The 16480-nt window shown below is 63.4% G+C and carries 12 protein-coding genes; 9 read left to right on the top strand and 3 right to left on the bottom strand.

Annotated features, from left to right (window positions below; genetic code table 11):
• The first annotated feature begins 4 nt into the window (after positions 1-4).
• The 5 genes from livM (at position 5) to ACR65N_RS13235 (ending at position 4673) form a co-directional block, all read left to right on the top strand.
• Positions 5-1402, top strand: coding sequence for a high-affinity branched-chain amino acid ABC transporter permease LivM (gene livM / locus ACR65N_RS13255; protein ID WP_430304379.1), 1398 nt, complete (start codon positions 5-7; stop codon positions 1400-1402).
• Positions 1402-2268, top strand: coding sequence for an ABC transporter ATP-binding protein (locus tag ACR65N_RS13250; RefSeq protein ID WP_430304378.1), 867 nt, complete (start codon positions 1402-1404; stop codon positions 2266-2268). Before livM ends, ACR65N_RS13250 begins: the two co-directional genes overlap by 1 nt.
• A complete protein-coding gene (locus ACR65N_RS13245) occupies positions 2268-3011 on the top strand; it encodes an ABC transporter ATP-binding protein (protein ID WP_440457409.1) in 744 nt (247 codons plus the stop codon). Before ACR65N_RS13250 ends, ACR65N_RS13245 begins: the two co-directional genes overlap by 1 nt.
• Positions 3012-3050: 39 nt before the next feature.
• Positions 3051-3404 carry a DUF6867 family protein gene (locus ACR65N_RS13240; protein ID WP_430304376.1) on the top strand — a complete coding sequence of 118 codons (354 nt, stop codon included), beginning with the start codon at positions 3051-3053 and terminating at the stop codon, positions 3402-3404.
• 141 nt (positions 3405-3545) lie between these two features.
• A complete protein-coding gene (locus ACR65N_RS13235; protein WP_430304375.1) occupies positions 3546-4673 on the top strand; it encodes a branched-chain amino acid ABC transporter substrate-binding protein in 1128 nt (375 codons plus the stop codon).
• A gap of 96 nt (positions 4674-4769) precedes the next feature.
• Here the strand turns inward: ACR65N_RS13235 and ACR65N_RS13230 are convergent, their stop codons facing one another.
• Both ACR65N_RS13230 and ACR65N_RS13225 read right to left on the bottom strand, forming a co-directional pair.
• Positions 4770-5726, bottom strand: a complete 957-nt coding sequence (locus tag ACR65N_RS13230; protein ID WP_440457408.1) for a response regulator — start codon at positions 5724-5726, stop codon at positions 4770-4772.
• A complete protein-coding gene (locus ACR65N_RS13225) occupies positions 5719-9099 on the bottom strand; it encodes a hybrid sensor histidine kinase/response regulator (protein WP_440457407.1) in 3381 nt (1126 codons plus the stop codon). The genes ACR65N_RS13230 and ACR65N_RS13225 overlap by 8 nt, the downstream gene beginning before the upstream one ends.
• Before the next feature lie 218 nt (positions 9100-9317).
• On the opposite strand from ACR65N_RS13225, the gene olsC reads away from it, so the two are divergent.
• On the top strand, positions 9318-10142 hold the full coding sequence (olsC, locus tag ACR65N_RS13220; protein ID WP_440457406.1) for an ornithine lipid ester-linked acyl 2-hydroxylase OlsC: 825 nt from the start codon (positions 9318-9320) through the stop codon (positions 10140-10142).
• An 86-nt stretch (positions 10143-10228) separates the two neighbouring features.
• Here olsC and ACR65N_RS13215 read toward each other — a convergent pair whose 3' ends face one another.
• Positions 10229-11890: an alpha-amylase family protein gene (locus ACR65N_RS13215; protein ID WP_440457405.1), complete on the bottom strand. Its 1662-nt coding sequence runs from the start codon at positions 11888-11890 to the stop codon at positions 10229-10231.
• Between the two features lie 266 nt (positions 11891-12156).
• On the opposite strand from ACR65N_RS13215, the gene urtA reads away from it, so the two are divergent.
• The 3 genes from urtA (at position 12157) to urtC (ending at position 16480) form a co-directional block, all read left to right on the top strand.
• Positions 12157-13446, top strand: a complete 1290-nt coding sequence (gene urtA / locus ACR65N_RS13210) for an urea ABC transporter substrate-binding protein (RefSeq protein WP_440457404.1) — start codon at positions 12157-12159, stop codon at positions 13444-13446.
• A 257-nt stretch (positions 13447-13703) separates the two neighbouring features.
• On the top strand, positions 13704-15308 hold the full coding sequence (urtB, locus tag ACR65N_RS13205; RefSeq protein WP_440457403.1) for an urea ABC transporter permease subunit UrtB: 1605 nt from the start codon (positions 13704-13706) through the stop codon (positions 15306-15308).
• Positions 15305-16480, top strand: a complete 1176-nt coding sequence (urtC, locus tag ACR65N_RS13200; RefSeq protein ID WP_440457402.1) for an urea ABC transporter permease subunit UrtC — start codon at positions 15305-15307, stop codon at positions 16478-16480. Before urtB ends, urtC begins: the two co-directional genes overlap by 4 nt.

The following is a 16480-nucleotide window of genomic DNA, read 5'->3' as shown; positions in this document are numbered from 1 at the left end:
GATCATGGCAATTCAAATCTCTGAACCGACCGAAGCCGCTCCTGGCCTGATGGCCACGGCGCTGAAGGAAGCGCTGTTTGCCGGCGCTGTCGCCTTCGGCATGTTCCTTCTCTATGTCGGCATCGAAACCTACCAGGACATCAACAATGCCCTGGTGTGGCGGACGCGCTGGACGCTGCTGCTGATCTTCGTGGCGATCACCGCCGTCAGCCGCTTCGTCACGGTGGCCTTCATCAAGCCGCAGATCGACCGGCGCAAGCTTGCCAAGTCGAAGGCCGGGGTTCTCGACATCTCCGAGAAGAAGGGCTTCTTCCACGCGCATTTCCTGAAGATCGCGCTGATCTTCATGCTGCTCTACCCGTTCCTGTCGATGATGATCGTCGGCAAGCAGGGCTCGCTGAAATACGTCGACAACTTCGGCATCCAGATCCTCATCTACGTGATGCTCGCCTGGGGCCTCAACATCGTCGTCGGTCTGGCCGGCCTCCTCGATCTCGGCTATGTCGCCTTCTACGCGGTCGGCGCCTATTCCTACGCGCTGCTGTCCAACTATTTCGGCCTGTCCTTCTGGGTGCTGCTGCCGCTGTCGGGCATCTTTGCCGCACTCTGGGGCATCATGCTGGGCTTTCCGGTGCTGAGGCTGCGCGGCGACTATCTTGCGATCGTCACGCTGGCGTTCGGCGAGATCATCCGGCTCGTGCTGATCAACTGGACGGACGTGACGAAGGGGACGTTCGGTATCTCGGGCATTCCGAAGGCATCGTTCTTCGGCATCTGGTCCTTCGATACCGGCGCTGCCAACAATTTCGTCAAGGCCTGGGGCCTGTCGGCCTCGTCGGTCTACTACAAGATCTTCCTGTTCTACATCATCCTGGCGCTGTGCATGCTGACCGCCTACGTGACGATCCAGCTGCGGCGCATGCCGATCGGCCGCGCCTGGGAGGCGCTGCGCGAGGACGAGATCGCCTGCCGTTCGCTCGGCATCGATACCGTGAAGACCAAGCTGACGGCATTTGCCACCGGCGCGATGTTCGGCGGTTTCGCCGGCTCGTTCTTCGCCACCCGCCAGGGCTTCGTCTCGCCGGAAAGCTTCGTGTTCCTGGAATCGGCCGTCATCCTGGCCATCGTCGTCCTGGGTGGCATGGGCTCGCTGACCGGCATTGCCATCGCTGCGGTGGTGATGGTTGGCGGCACCGAGATCCTGCGCGAGATGTCGTTCCTGAAGGTCGTCTTCGGCCCCGATTTCACCCCTGAACTCTATCGCATGCTGCTCTTCGGTCTGGCGATGATCATCGTCATGCTGTTCAAGCCGCGCGGCTTCGTCGGCAGCCGGTCCCCGACCGCCTTCCTGAAGGAAAGACGAGCGGTTTCCGGCAGCTTCACCAAGGAGGGGCACGGCTGATGTCTCCCGTGACCCCCATGCAAACCTCGGATGTCATCCTCAAGGTCGAACATCTGTCGATGAAGTTCGGCGGCCTGATGGCCATCAACGACTTCTCCTTCGATGTCCGACGCGGCGAGATCACCGCGCTGATCGGCCCGAACGGCGCCGGCAAGACGACCGTGTTCAACTGCATCACCGGCTTCTACAAGCCGACGATGGGCATGCTGACGCTCAACCGCAGCGACGGCAAGCACTACCTGCTCGAGCGGCTGCGCGACTTCGAGATCAACAAGGTGGGCGGCGTTGCGCGGACGTTCCAGAACATCCGGCTGTTTTCCGGCCTGACGGTTCTCGAAAACCTGCTGGTCGCCCAGCACAATGCGCTGATGAAGGCGTCCGGCTATACGATCCTCGGTCTGCTCGGCCTGCCGGCCTATCGCAAGGCGGTCGATCTTTCGATCGAGCGGGCAAAGCACTGGCTGGACATGGCCGATCTCACCGATCGCGCCGACGATCCGGCAGGCGACCTTCCCTACGGCGCTCAGCGTCGGCTGGAAATTGCCCGGGCGATGTGCACCGGCCCCGAGCTGCTGTGCCTCGACGAGCCGGCCGCCGGCCTTAATCCGCGCGAGTCTGCGGCACTCAACACGCTGCTGCATGCGATCCGCGACGAGGGCGTTTCGATCCTGCTGATCGAGCACGACATGTCGGTGGTGATGGAAATCTCCGACCACGTCGTGGTGCTCGAATACGGGCAGAAGATCTCCGATGGCACACCGGACCACGTCAAGAACGATCCGAAGGTCATCGCGGCCTATCTCGGTGTCGAGGACGACGAGGTCGAAGAAGTCATCCATGAAGAACTCGATGGGGGCGCGCTTTAATGGCCGATCCGAACCCAACCGTTGAACCTCTGCTGAAGGTCAGCGGCGTGGAAACCTTCTACGGCAACATCCGCGCACTGGCCGGTGTCGATATCCATGTCAACCGAGGCGAGATCGTCAGCCTGATCGGTGCCAACGGCGCCGGCAAGTCGACGCTGATGATGACCATCTGCGGCAGCCCGCAGGCCCGCACCGGCGAGATCGTGTTCGACGGCGAGGATATCACCCGCCTGCCGACGCACCTGATCGCCCGCCGCCGGATCGCCCAGTCGCCGGAAGGCCGGCGGATCTTCCCGCGCATGACGGTCTATGAGAACCTGCAGATGGGCGCCGGTCTCGACAACCTCAAATATTTCAACGAGGACGTCGAAAAGATCTTTACGCTCTTTCCGCGCCTCAAGGAGCGTCAGAGCCAGCGCGGCGGCACCCTGTCGGGCGGCGAGCAGCAGATGCTGTCGATCGGCCGGGCGCTGATGGCGCGGCCGAAACTGCTGCTGCTCGACGAGCCGTCGCTCGGTCTTGCGCCGCTGATCGTCAAGGGGATCTTCGAGGCGATCAAGACGCTCAACAAGGAAGAGGGGCTTACCGTCTTCCTCGTCGAGCAGAACGCATTCGCTGCGCTGAAGCTGTCGGACCGCGCCTATGTGATGGTCAATGGCAAGGTCACGATGAGCGGCGCCGGCCGGGAACTGTTGAGGAACCCGGAAGTGCGTGCGGCGTATCTGGAAGGTGGACGGCATTGAGCGGCGCCCAGTCGAGCGCGCGGGCCGGAGGGATTTGACATGCAGGGACTGTTTATCGAGGACGATACGGGCGTGCGCTACATGCTGCGCTTCCTGGTTCTGCTGGTCGGATTCTGGACCGCGTGGCGGTCCGGGCGGGCGGCGGCCGAGGGCTGGAACGGCATGGTGACGGTTGTCATCTACGCGCTGCTGCTCGGCGTGGTGATGCGTTTCCTCCACTACGCCCTGTTCCAGGGGCCGTTCATCAGCGCCGCTTACTACGTCCTCGACGTAGCGCTGCTGCTGGTGTTTGCGGTCGCCGGTTTCCGGCTTCGGCGCACCCGGCAGATGGTCCAGAACTACTATTGGCTCTACGAGCCGACCTCCGCATTCTCGTGGAAGAAGAAAGATTGACAGCTGCGGTTTTCTGACCTCAGATTGACAGAAGGGCCACTATAAAGGTCCCCCGAGTGGAACAGCTTTCCGACGCAATAAAGGTGGGTATTGCGCTTGGTTTCCTTGACGAATCCTCACCTCTTAACTGGGAGTAAATCTATGAAGAAGCTTCTTCTTTCCGCTGTTGCACTGACGGCCATCTTGGCCGGCGGCAGCAGCGCGTGGGCAGATATCGTCATCGGCGTCGGCGGCCCGCTGACCGGTCCGAACGCTGCCTTCGGTGCGCAGCTGCAGAAGGGTGCCGAACAGGCTGCTGCCGACATCAATGCTGCCGGCGGCATCAACGGCGAGATGATCAAGATCACTCTCGGCGACGACGTTTCGGACCCGAAGCAGGGCATCTCGGTCGCCAACAAGTTCGCTTCCGACGGCGTGAAGTACGTGGTCGGCCACTTCAACTCGGGCGTTTCCATCCCGGCTTCGCAGGAAGTCTATGCCGAGAACGGCATGCTGGAGATCACCCCGGCTGCAACCAACCCGGTATTCACCGAGCGCGGCCTGTGGAACACCTTCCGCACCTGCGGTCGTGACGACCAGCAGGGCGGCGTTGCCGGCAAGTATCTTGCCGAAAAGTTCGCTGACGCCAAGATCGCCATCATCGACGACAAGACGCCTTACGGTCAGGGTCTCGCCGAAGAAACGATGAAGGCCTACAATGCGGCCGGCAAGAAGCAGGTCATCCGCGAAGGCGTCAACGTCGGCGACAAGGACTTCTCGGCCCTCATCTCCAAGATGAAGGAAGCCGGCGTCACGATCATCTACTGGGGCGGCCTGCACACCGAAGCCGGCCTGATCATCCGCCAGGCGAAAGACCAGGGCCTCAAGGCAACGCTCGTATCGGGTGACGGCATCGTCTCCAACGAACTGGCCTCGATCGCCGGCGACGCCGTCGAAGGCACGCTCAACACCTTCGGTCCCGACCCGACGCTGCGTCCGGAAAACAAGGACCTGGTTGCCAAGTTCAAGGCCGCCGGCTTCAACCCGGAAGCCTACACGCTCTATTCCTACGCTGCCGTTCAGGTCATCGCCGAAGGCATCAAGGCTACCGGCAAGTCGGACGACGCAGAAGCCGTTGCCGCGACGCTGAAGGCAAAGGGCCCGTTCAAGACCGTTCTCGGCGACATCGCCTTCGACGAAAAGGGCGATCCGAAGCTGCCGGGCTACGTCATGTACGAATGGAAGAAGGGCCCGGACGGCAAGTTCAGCTACTTCCAGCAGGGCATGTAATCCGCTCAGTCTCTAATCAATCTGGAAAGGCCCGGCATCGTCCGGGCCTTTTTCGTGCTCAGGGTTTTGTGCGGTGCAGGTGCGATTGGTCCGGGATCAGACTTCGTGCAGCACGCGGGCGGCCTTGACCGCCGCCGAGGCGCGGTTCTCGACGCCCAGCTTCACGTAGATCTGCTCCAGGTGCTTGTTCACGGTGCGCGACGAAAGTCCGAGGATATCGCCGATGTCCTTGTTCGACTTGCCCTTGGCGATCCACATCAGCACTTCGGACTCGCGCATCGTCAGCGGAAAGTTCTCACGCAGCACGAGATCGTCGGCCCTGCCTCCGACGACGGTGACGCGGAACAGATACTCGTCCGGCCCGATGGCGCCGAGATAGGCGCATTGCAGGCTGCCGGGCAGACCGGGCTTTCGCCCGTCGGTCAGGCCGTCACCCTCATGCCGGAATAAGAAAGCCGCATCGCGGGAAAAGCCGGGCCTGTCGCGGCCGTTCATCCAGCTTTCGATCTGCCGCACCAGAAGGTCGAGGCCGTCGTCCCGTCCGGTTGCCGAATTGATCAGCCGCGTCGCCTGCGGCGTCGACCAGTGCAGGCTGCCATTGCCCTTCACTGCCAGAAGATGCCGACCCGCGGCATCCAGCGCCACGCGGGCGCTCTGGGCGGACCGGGCGTTGGTGAGATGTACGCGGATGCGGGCGCGCAGCTCGTCGATGTTGATCGGTTTGGTCAGGTAGTCGACGCCACCGGAGCCGAGCGCATGCACGACATGCTCCGTCTCGGTAAGACCGGTCATGAAGATCACCGGAACCTGCGCCATCCCCGGGTTCGCCTTCAGCCGCTGGCAGGTGTCAAAGCCGTCCATGCCTGGCATCACGGCGTCCATCAGGATCATGTCCGGGGTAATCCGGTCGACGATGCTGAGGGCCGACTGGCCGGACGTGGCGATCAGCACCGAAAAGCCGGAACTCTCCAGTGCCTCGGTGAGGAAGCCCAGCGCTTCCGGGCTGTCATCGACCAGAAGCACGATATCGCGGGGCATGGCCGTGTCAGACATCGTCAGCGACTCTTTCTTCGATGAACCGATCGAGGAAGGTCATGTAGCCTGCCAGATCGAAAGCTTGAACATAGACACCTGCCTTTTGGACGAAGGGCTGATTGCCGGGCAGCCGACCGAGGTCCGCAAGCTTTGCCTCGATGCCGCGGATATAGCCGATTTCGCCGAACTGACGGAGATCTTCCAGATGGGCGCGTCCGGGACTGACGATTGGCGCCTCGGCGACCGGCTGCGGTTCGTCGCCTTCGTGGATCCAGCTGAGGCCGAGATGGACGGCGAGCTTGTCCGCCAGCTGGCGGATGTCGACCGGTTTCGCCAGCGCGTCGTTGTGGCCGTCGCCGGGGAGGAGCGCCGAGGTGCCGTCGCCGATATTGGCCGACAGCATCAGGATCGGTGCGGTCTGCCCGTCCTCGCGAAGCCGCTCGACAAGCTGGCTGCCGCTCATCCCCGGCATCAGGATGTCGACGAGGAAAAGGTCCGGCGTGACGCCTTCGATCAGCGTCAGGCATTCCGGCCCGCCGCTTGCCGTCAGTACGACGAAATCGAGCGGCGTCAGTACCTCCCGCATCAGGTCGCGGTGATCCTCGTTGTCGTCGACGACGACGATGGTGCGACGGGCGCCGGTGTAGGAGACGATCTTCTTTTCGGCCGGCGCCATGGTGATGGGGCGATCGACGGCCGAGAGCATCAGCCGCACGCGAAACTGCGAGCCTTCACCCTTGGTGCTGGTCACCGAGATCTCGCCGCCCAGCGTGTTGGTCAGCAGCCTTGTGATGGTGAGGCCAAGCCCGAGCCCCGGCATCGGACGGACATTCTCGGCCTCGCCGCGCTGGAACGGCTCGTAGATGCGGCCGAGATCGCTTTCGGCGATGCCGCGGCCGGTATCGGCAACGGTGAAGGTTGCCACCTGGCTGCGGTAGGCGACCTCGAAGCGCACGGCGCCTTCGTCGGTGAACTTGATGGCGTTGGACAAGAGGTTGACGAGGATCTGCCGCAGCCGCTTTTCGTCGCTGCGCACGTAATGGGGCAGGCTGCGGGCGCGCTCATGGACGAACTCGAGCCCCTTGGCCTGCGCCTGCGGCCGGAACATCTCCACCACCTGGTCGAGGAAGTCCTGGATGTTGATCTCGTTCGAATAGACCTGCAGGCGGCCGGCCTCGATCTTCGATATGTCGAGCAGCCCGTCGATCAGTCCCGACAGGTGATCGGCGGACCGCTTAATCACCCGGATCGCCGGCTGACGCGGCACCGGGATCGTCTCGTCGCGTTCCAGCAGCTGGGCATAGCCCATCACCGCATTGAGCGGCGTGCGCAGCTCATGGCTCAGTCCGACGACATAGCGGCTCTTGGCGCGATTGGCGGCCTCGGCCGTTTCCTTCGCCTTCTGCAGCGCCGCGTCGGTCTTCTTGTGGGCGGCGATCTCCTTCAGCAGCAGGGTGTTCTGCCGCGAGGATTCCTCCTCGGCCACCACCCGGCTGTCATGCGCCAACACGTAGAACCAGGAAACGATGCCGGCGGTGATGGCAAAGACGAAGAAGACGATCAGTACCGTGCCGTAGATCACATCGGCATTGGCAGGCGTCGCCTGGCCGACCTGGTAGGAGATCATCGCCAGGATGGCGCCGATCAGCGAGACCGAGATGACCGAGGTCAGCGCGTACCGGCCGAGCCGCGTCGTCAGGCGATCGACCACGGCGGCGGAGAGGAAGGACCGGGCGACGCTGCCGATCTGCGCCTTCATCTGGGCGTTCGGCTTGCACATGTCGTGGCAGCGACTGTCGAGCGAGCAGCAGAGCGAACAGATCGGCGCCGCATAGGCGGGGCACCAGGCCATGTCCTCCGGTTCGAACGGGTGCTCGCAGATGGAGCAGGTGATCGCCGTCAGGTTTTTCCAGGCGTGACGCGGCTTGCGGGCGAGGTAGAAGCGTCCCCTGGTGCCCCAGGCGATCAGCGGCGAGAGGATGAAGGCGGACAGCGTCAGATAAGTCGCCAGCGAGGCGGCGAGCGGCCCGAAGGCGCCGAAATGAGCGGTCAGCGCAATGGCTGCGGCGCCGAACATCGATCCGAGCCCGACGGGATTGAGATCGTAGAGATGGGCGCGCTTGAACTCGATGCCCGGCGGCGAGAGGCCAAGCGGCTTGTTGACGAAGAGATCGGCGGAGATCGTGCACAGCCAGGCCATGGCAATGATCGAAAAGACGCCGAGCGTCGCCTCCAGGAGGCGATAGATGCCGAGCTGCATCAGCAGGAGCGCGATCGCCACGTTGAACACCAGCCAGACGACGCGGCCCGGATGGCTGTGGGTGAGGCGGGAAAAGAAGTTCGACCAGGCGAGCGAGCCCGCATAGGCGTTCATGACGTTGATCTTCAGCTGCGACACGACGACGAAGGCCGCCATCAGCAGCAGTGCCGCCGTCTCGTTAGGGATCATATAGCCGAAGGCGGCGAGGTACATGTGCGCCGGATCGCCGGCTTCACGGGCCGGCACCGCCGTCGACAGCGTCAGCACCGCGAGAAACGAGCCGGCCAGCAGCTTCGGCACGCCGACCACCACCCAGCCGGGGCCGGCGAGGAAGACCGCCAGCCGGTGGCGCCACTTCTGCTGGCCTTCGGCCGGCAGGAAGCGCAGGAAGTCGACCTGCTCGCCGATCTGCGGCATCAGCGCCAGGATCACCGCAGAGGCGGCGCCAAATTCGAGGAGATCGAAGGGTGCGGCATTGCCGACCTCGGAATTCGAGTGGCCGATGCCGGCGAAGGAGCGCCAGAGGTCGAACTTCTCCCAGTCCATGAAGGCGATGAAGATGAAAGGCAGGATGTTGAGGATGATCCAGAAAGGCTGGGTGATTAGCTGGAAGCGCGAGATCAGCTGTACCCCGTAGATGACCAGCGGAATGACGACGGCGGCACTGATGACATAGCCGATCCAGGGCGGAATGCCGAAGGCAAGGTCGAGTGCGCCGGTCATGATCGACGCCTCGATGGCAAACAGCATGAAGGTGAAGCTCGCATAGATGAGCGAGGTGATCGTCGAGCCGATATAGCCGAAGCTCGCGCCCCGCGTCAGGAGGTCGATGTCGACGCCGTGACGGATCGCATAGCGGCTGATCGGCAGGCCGACGACGAGCATCACCGAGGCGGCGACGAGGATGGCGAAGAAGGCGTTGGTGGTGCCATAGGAGAGGGTGATCGCCCCGCCGATCGCTTCCAGCGCCAGGAAGGAGATCGCGCCGATCGCCGTCTGCGAGATACGGCTGGAGGAGAACCGCCGGGCGCTCTTGGCGGTGAACCGCAGCGCATAATCTTCCAGCGTCTGGTTTGCCACCCAGCGATTGTATTCGCGGCGGACGGGGATAATGCGTTGCCGCGCTGCCATAAGCTGCTGGCGTCCTTTTGTGCATGATGATTGATTGTGCACTGTCAGGCGTTCAACAGTGATTTGCAAGCCGGATTTGCCTATGTCACAAATGCGCCGCATATCGCGCCTGTCCTTCAGCGCCCGTCATCAAAGGTGCACCGCATTCTGCCGCTAGGAAAGCCTATCGTGCTTCCCTCCGGTTCCCCTCAACAATTCCTGCAGTGTGGTTATCTCCCGTGGACTCTCAAACATCGTCAGGCGTTCCCGTCGCCGAACAGACCTTCGGAACCGAGGGCATCGCGCCCATGCACCGGCCAAGCCGCGTCACCCGCTTCTTCATGGGGATCGTCGCTTGGGCGGAAGGACTGAACTTCAGACATGCCAAGCTCGGCAACCCGCCGGTCTACGACAACGCCGTGTTTCCCTGGGCCGCCGAGATCGAGAAGGCGGCGCCGGCGATCCGTGCCGAACTGGACCGCATCCTGGTGCGCAAGGACGAGCTTCCGACGTTCCAGGATATCTCGACGGACGTGAAGACGATCTCCAGCGACAACGGCTGGAAGACATTCTTCCTGCTCGGCTTCGGCGTGAAGTCGGAGCAGAACATCGCCGCCTGCCCGGACACGTGGACGGCGATGCAGAAGATACCTGGCCTGACGACGGTGATGTTCTCGATCTTCGAGCCCGGCAAGCACCTGCCTGCGCATCGCGGACCCTATAACGGCGTGCTGCGCCTGCATCTCGGCCTCATCGTGCCGGAGGCCGCCGGCGACAATCTCGCCATTCGCGTCAAGGACCAGATCTGCCATTGGCAGGAAGGCAAGGTGCTGATCTTCGACGACGCCTTCGAACACGAGGCCTGGAACCACACCGACCAGACCCGCGTCGTGCTGTTCGTCGATTTCGTCAAGCCGCTGAACTTCCCCGCCCGCCTGGTCAACTGGATGCTGATGCACCTGGCGATCTTCACGCCGTTCATCCGCGAAGGACTGGACAACCACAAGGAGTGGGAGAAGAAGTTCTACGCCGAGGCGGAAAAGCTCCGCAACCGGCCGAATTGAACGCGTAGGTCACCCTCTGCCGAACATTCATCCGGCAAAGGCCTTTGAGCGCAGCGAGCGCCTGGCTCACCCGAGAGTAGGGGCGGTCAGACCTCCGTGCGGCGCAGCAGATAGTCCAGCCCGCCGACGCGGAACCAGCGATAGCCGTAGGGGCCGAGAAGGATGCGGTGGCGGCCGTCTTCCTCCGCCTGACTGCTGTCGCCGTCGAGGATGTCGATGAGGCTGTGGCCGAGTTCGCCGACGCCGACGTCGAGCAGGATCTCCTGCGGCTGGTCGCAGAGGTTGTGCAGCGTCATCACGGCGTTGTTGCGCCAGTCGAAGCGCATCGCCATGACGCCCTTGTTGCCGGTGTCGAGCATGGTGAAATCGCCCCAGCCGACCTCCGGCGCTTCCTTGCGCATACGGATCATCCGCTCCGTCCAGTTGAGGAACGAGTTCGGATCGCGCCGCTGGCTGGCGACATTCACGTGTTCGAAACGGTACGGGCCCTCGCTGATTACCGGCAGCACCGTCTTGTCGGCGCTGCTGAAGCCGGCCTGCGGCTCGTCGGACCACTGCATCGGGGTGCGGGCGCAGTTGCGCTCGGGCAGCGACAGGTCATCGCCCATGCCGATCTCGTCGCCATAGCGAAGCACCGGCGTTCCCGGCATCGAGAACATCAGGCTGTAGGCCAGCTCCAGCCGCCGGCGGTCGCCGCCCAGCATCGGCGCCAGCCGCCGGCGGATGCCGCGGTCATAGAGCTGCATGCCCTTTTCCGGGCCGAACTCCTGGAACACCCGCGCCCGCTGCTTTTCCGTCAGCCGTCCGAGGTCAAGCTCATCGTGATTGCGCAGGAAACTGCCCCACTGGCCGGTCTCCGGGCGCATGCGGGTGTCGTTCAGCGCCTTGACCAGCGGAGCGCCGTCGCCGCTCGCCATCGCGTAGAACAGCGACTGGTTGACGTGGAAGTTGAACATCATGTGCATGCGGTCGCCGTCCTCGCCGAAATATTCGAGGTTCTGCTTCGGCGGCACGTTGGCTTCGGCAAGAATGATGGCGTCGCCCTTGCGCCACTGGAGGAACGCCCGGAACCAGCGCAGGAGATCGAACTGCTGGCCGGGCTTCTTGATGTCCGCGCCCTTCTCGGCAATCACGAAGGGCACCGCATCCATGCGGAAACCCGAGACGCCAAGCTGGATCCAGAAGCCCATGATCTTCAGGATCTCGGCCTGCACCATCGGGTTTTCCGTGTTGAGGTCGGGCTGGAACTTGTAGAAGCGGTGGAAGAAGTACTGCTTGGCCACCTCGTCATAGGTCCAGGTGGTCTTCTGCACGCCGGGAAAGACGATGCCCTTCTCGGCATCGGCAGGCTTGGTCTGCGACCACACGTACCAGTCGCGGTAGGGTGAGTTGGGGTCGTTGCGCGCCTCCTGGAACCACGGATGCTGGTCAGAGGTGTGGTTGACCACGAGGTCGATGATCACCCGGATGCCGCGCTGCTTGGCGGCGTGGGTGAATTCGACGAAATCGCCAAGCGTGCCGTAGCGCGGGTCGATGTCGTAGTAGTTCGACACGTCGTAGCCGTCGTCGAGGCCGGGCGACGCCTGGAAGGGCATCAGCCAGATGGCATCGACGCCCATGCCCTTCAGGTAGTCGAGCCGGCGCATCAGACCGGGAAAGTCGCCGACGCCGTCGCCGTTGGAATCCATGAAGCTCTCGACCGAGAGGCAGTAGACGACGGAATTCTTGTACCAGAGATCGTTGATCATGCGGGGGCTCCTCGGGCGGATGGCGCGTCCGGGAAGGGCAAGTGCGCGTCGGGTGGAAAGGTTCCCGCACCGCAACCGAACGGTTCGCCGGGGCACCCACCGGAGGGTGGTTCCTGGCCCGACAAACAGCCTCTTCGCGTTTCGCCCCGGCGCCTACGTCAATCGACGTATGTGGTTTTGCGGTGCAGCGTCCGATAGTCCTTCTGCAACGTTTGAAGCCCGCTTGAGAGGCCCGTTGCAGGCGAACAAGAAGAGGGGACGGATCGATGAATTTCAAGGCCAAGCTTGGCGGCGCCATGCTCGCTGCCATTATGTCGACGACGGCATTCCATGGCGCGATTGCCGCCGACGACACCATCAAGATCGGCGTTCTGCATTCGCTTTCGGGAACGATGGCGATTTCCGAGACGACGCTGAAGGACGTCATGCTGATGCTCGTCGAGGAGCAGAACAAGAAGGGCGGCGTGCTCGGCAAGAAGCTCGAAGCCGTCGTCGTCGATCCGGCCTCCGACTGGCCGCTGTTTGCCGAAAAGGCGCGCCAGCTGATTTCCCAGGACAAGGTCGCCGCCGTCTTCGGTTGCTGGACCTCGTCGTCGCGCAAGTCGGTCCTGCCGGTCTTCGAAGAGCTGAACTCGATCCTCTTCTACCCGGTCCAGTACGAGGGTGAGGAATCCTCGCGCAACATCTTCTACACCGGTGCCGCTCCGAACCAGCAGGCGATCCCGGCGGTCGATTACCTCGCCGACAATGAAGGCGTGGAGCGCTGGGTTCTGGCCGGCACCGACTACGTCTATCCGCAGACGACCAACAAGATCCTCAAGGCCTACCTGATGTCGAAGGGCGTCAAGGAAGAGGACATCATGGTCAACTACACGCCGTTCGGTCACTCCGACTGGCAGACCATCGTCACCGACATCAAGAAGTTCGGCTCGGCCGGCAAGAAGACCGCCGTCGTCTCGACCATCAACGGCGATGCCAACGTGCCGTTCTACAAGGAACTCGGCAACCAGGGCATCAAGGCCGAAGACATCCCGGTCGTCGCCTTCTCGGTCGGTGAAGAAGAACTCGCCGGCCTCGACACGAAGCCGCTGGTCGGCCATCTCGCCGCCTGGAACTACTTCCAGTCCGTCGATGCCCCGGTCAACGCCTCGTTCATCAAGGAATGGAAGACGTTCACCAAGAACGACAAGCGCGTCACCAACGACCCGATGGAAGCCGCCTATATCGGCTTCAACGCCTGGGTGAAGGCGGTCGAAGCGGCCGGTACCGTGGACACCGATAAGGTGCTGGATTCGATCATCGGCGTCTCGGTGCCGAACCTGTCGGGCGGCACGTCCACCGTCATGCCGAACCACCACATCACCAAGCCGGTGCTGATCGGTGAGATCCAGGCCGACGGCCAGTTCGAGATCGTGCAGCAGACGCCGGCCGTCGTCGGCGACGAATGGTCCGACTACCTGCCGGACTCGAAGGACCTCATCTCCGATTGGCGCAAGCCGATGTCGTGCGGCAACTTCAACGTCGCCACCGGCAAGTGCGGCGGCAAGGGCAGCTGATCACGTCAGCCGGGGCGAATACCCCTCCCAACCCTCCCCACAAGGGGGAGGGCTCTAACCCAGTCGATCCGTGGAAGCCGTTGGCAGGCCAGGCGGGTGCCGCAAAGTGTCTCCCCGCTTGTGGGGGAGATGGCCGGCAGGCCAGAGGGGGTAGTGCCTTTCCTGCCTCATCGTAACGCCGGTTCCGTCAGGAAAAGGCGCTGGCAGGCGGGTGGTACTCCTCAGGCACTGCCGCCCGCCATCCGGGGGACAAGAGAATGCTTATCCGTTTCATCACACTCGTTTTTCTCCTTCTATCCATTGCCGCGCCGGCGTCTGCGCAGTCCGATCCCAAGGCGTTGATCGACGGCCTCGGCAAGGCAGACTTCAAACAGGCCGAAGATCTCATCGGGCAGCTGGCCGCGTCCGGCGACGCACGTGTCGTGCCGGCGCTGGAAGCGTTCGGCGAAGGCGATCTCTATACCCGCAAATCAGACGGCGCCGTGTTCATCACCCGGCCCGCCGGCGCCAATCTCGCACTCGTCGATCCGTTGAGCGGTGAGACGGTGGGCGAGGCGCCGAAGGGCGCGGTCACCAAGATCCGCGTCAACAATTCGCTGCGCCGCGTCGTGCGCTCGGCGCTGGGCGGCCTGACGCTGCTCAGCCCCGACCGGGCCGTGCGGCTGCAGGCGGCCGATGCGGTGCTGCGCTCGCCAAGCGCCGAAAACCTCGAGCTTGTCGAGGCAGCACTCGCCAAGGAAACCGACCGCGAGGTCAAGGCGCGCATGGAAGAGGCGCGGGCCGCCTCGGTGCTGTCTTCCGATCGCTCCGTCGAAGACAAGCGGGCGGCAATCAAGACCATCGGCACGATCGGCGGTCGCGGCGCGATCAGCATCCTGATGACCGTCTCTTCGACGCTCGATCCGACGCTAAAGCCCGATGTCGATGCCGCCATCGCCAAGATTGAGGGCACGCTCGCCTTCTGGGACATGGCGCAGAACGTCTGGTACGGCGTGTCGCTCGGGTCGGTGCTGCTGCTGGCCGCCATCGGTCTTGCCATCACCTTCGGCGTCATGGGCATCATCAACATGGCGCATGGCGAGATGGTGATGATCGGCGCCTACTCGACCTTCATGGTGCAGGAGGTCATCCGCACCTCTGCGCCGCAGCTGTTCGACTGGTCGCTGGCGATCGCCCTGCCGGTCGCCTTCCTCGTTACCGGTGCCGTCGGTCTCGTCATCGAGCGCGGCATCATCCGCTTCCTCTACGGCCGGCCGCTGGAAACGCTGCTCGCCACCTGGGGCATCTCGCTGATCCTGCAGCAGACCATCCGCTCGATCTTCGGACCGACCAATCGTGAGGTCGGCAATCCGTCGTGGATGTCCGGCTCGTTCCCGCTCGGCGGCATGCAGGTCACCTGGAACCGGCTGTGGATCGTCGTCTTCTCACTGTCGATCTTCTTCGGCCTGCTGGTGCTGATGAAGCGCTCGGCTTTCGGCCTGCAGATGCGCGCCGTCACGCAGAACCGCCGGATGGCCTCGTCGATGGGCATCCGCACCCCCTGGATTGATGCCTTCACCTTCGCGCTGGGCTCGGGGATCGCCGGAATTGCCGGCGTGGCGCTGTCGCAGATCGACAACGTCTCTCCCAATCTTGGCCAGAGCTACATCATCGACAGCTTCATGGTCGTGGTGTTCGGCGGCGTCGGCAATCTCTGGGGCACGCTGGTCGGGGCGCTTTCGCTCGGCGTCCTCAACAAGTTCCTCGAGCCCTCGGTCGGCGCCGTTCTCGGCAAGATCCTGGTGCTCGTCCTCATCATCCTCTTCATCCAGAAGCGACCGCGCGGCCTGTTCGCGCTCAAGGGAAGGGCCGTCGAGGCATGATCACGAGCTTCCTCCTGAGGGCACTCGAGGGCTGCGTCATCGCAGCCGTTGCGATCCTGCTCGCCGTCGCCGTCATCGTTCCGGCCTGCAACCTGCTGCTGCCGCAAGACAGTGCTCTGCACATTCCGACCTATGCCATGGCGCTGATGGGCAAGTATCTCTGCTACGCGCTGCTGGCGCTGGCGCTCGATCTCGTCTGGGGCTATTGCGGCATCCTGTCGCTCGGCCACGGCGCCTTCTTCGCCCTCGGCGGCTATGCGATGGGCATGTACCTGATGCGCCAGATCGGCTCGCGCGGCACCTACGGCAATCCGCTGCTGCCGGATTTCATGGTCTTCCTCAACTGGAAGGAACTGCCGTGGTTCTGGCACGGCATGGACATGTTCTGGTTTGCCATGCTGATGGTGCTGGTGGTGCCGGGCCTGCTTGCCTTCGTCTTCGGCTGGTTTGCCTTCCGGTCGAGAGTGAACGGCGTCTACCTGTCGATCATCACCCAGGCGATGACCTATGCGCTGATGCTCGCCTTCTTCCGCAACGACATGGGCTTCGGCGGCAATAACGGCCTCACGGACTACAAGGACATTCTCGGCTTCTCGGTGCAGGCCGACGGCACCCGCGCCGTGCTTTTTGCGCTGTCGGCGGTCATGCTGTCGCTCTGCCTGGTGGTCGCATCGGCGATCGTCCGCTCGAAGTTCGGCAAGGTGCTGGTGGGCGTGCGCGATGCGGAAAGCCGGGTGCGCTTCCTCGGCTTCCGGGTCGAAAACATCAAGCTCTTCACCTTCGTCGTCTCGGCGATGTTTGCCGGCATCGCCGGGGCACTGTTCGTGCCGCAGGTGGGCATCATCAATCCGGGCGAGTTCGCGCCGGCCAATTCCATCGAGGTCGTCGTGTGGACGGCGGTCGGCGGTCGCGGCACGCTGGTCGGGCCGATCATCGGCGCGGTGCTGGTCAACGGCGGCAAGAGCTTCTTCACCGGCGCCTTCCCGGAATTCTGGCTCTATGCGCTCGGCGCGCTGTTCATCGGCGTCACGCTGTTCCTGCCGAAGGGCATCGTCGGCACGATCGCGCACGGCTGGAACGCGCGAAAAGGCCTGCGCGCCGCCGCCGAGGCGGAGAAGGGCCGGGATGCCGGTCCGCCCCCTTCGGCACAGCAGGTTCAGGCAGCGGAGTAG

Source organism: Rhizobium sp. SAFR-030, assembly GCF_059415005.1.
The sequence above is the reverse complement of the archived record's forward strand: the minus strand, read 5'-3'. Positions and strand labels throughout refer to the sequence as shown.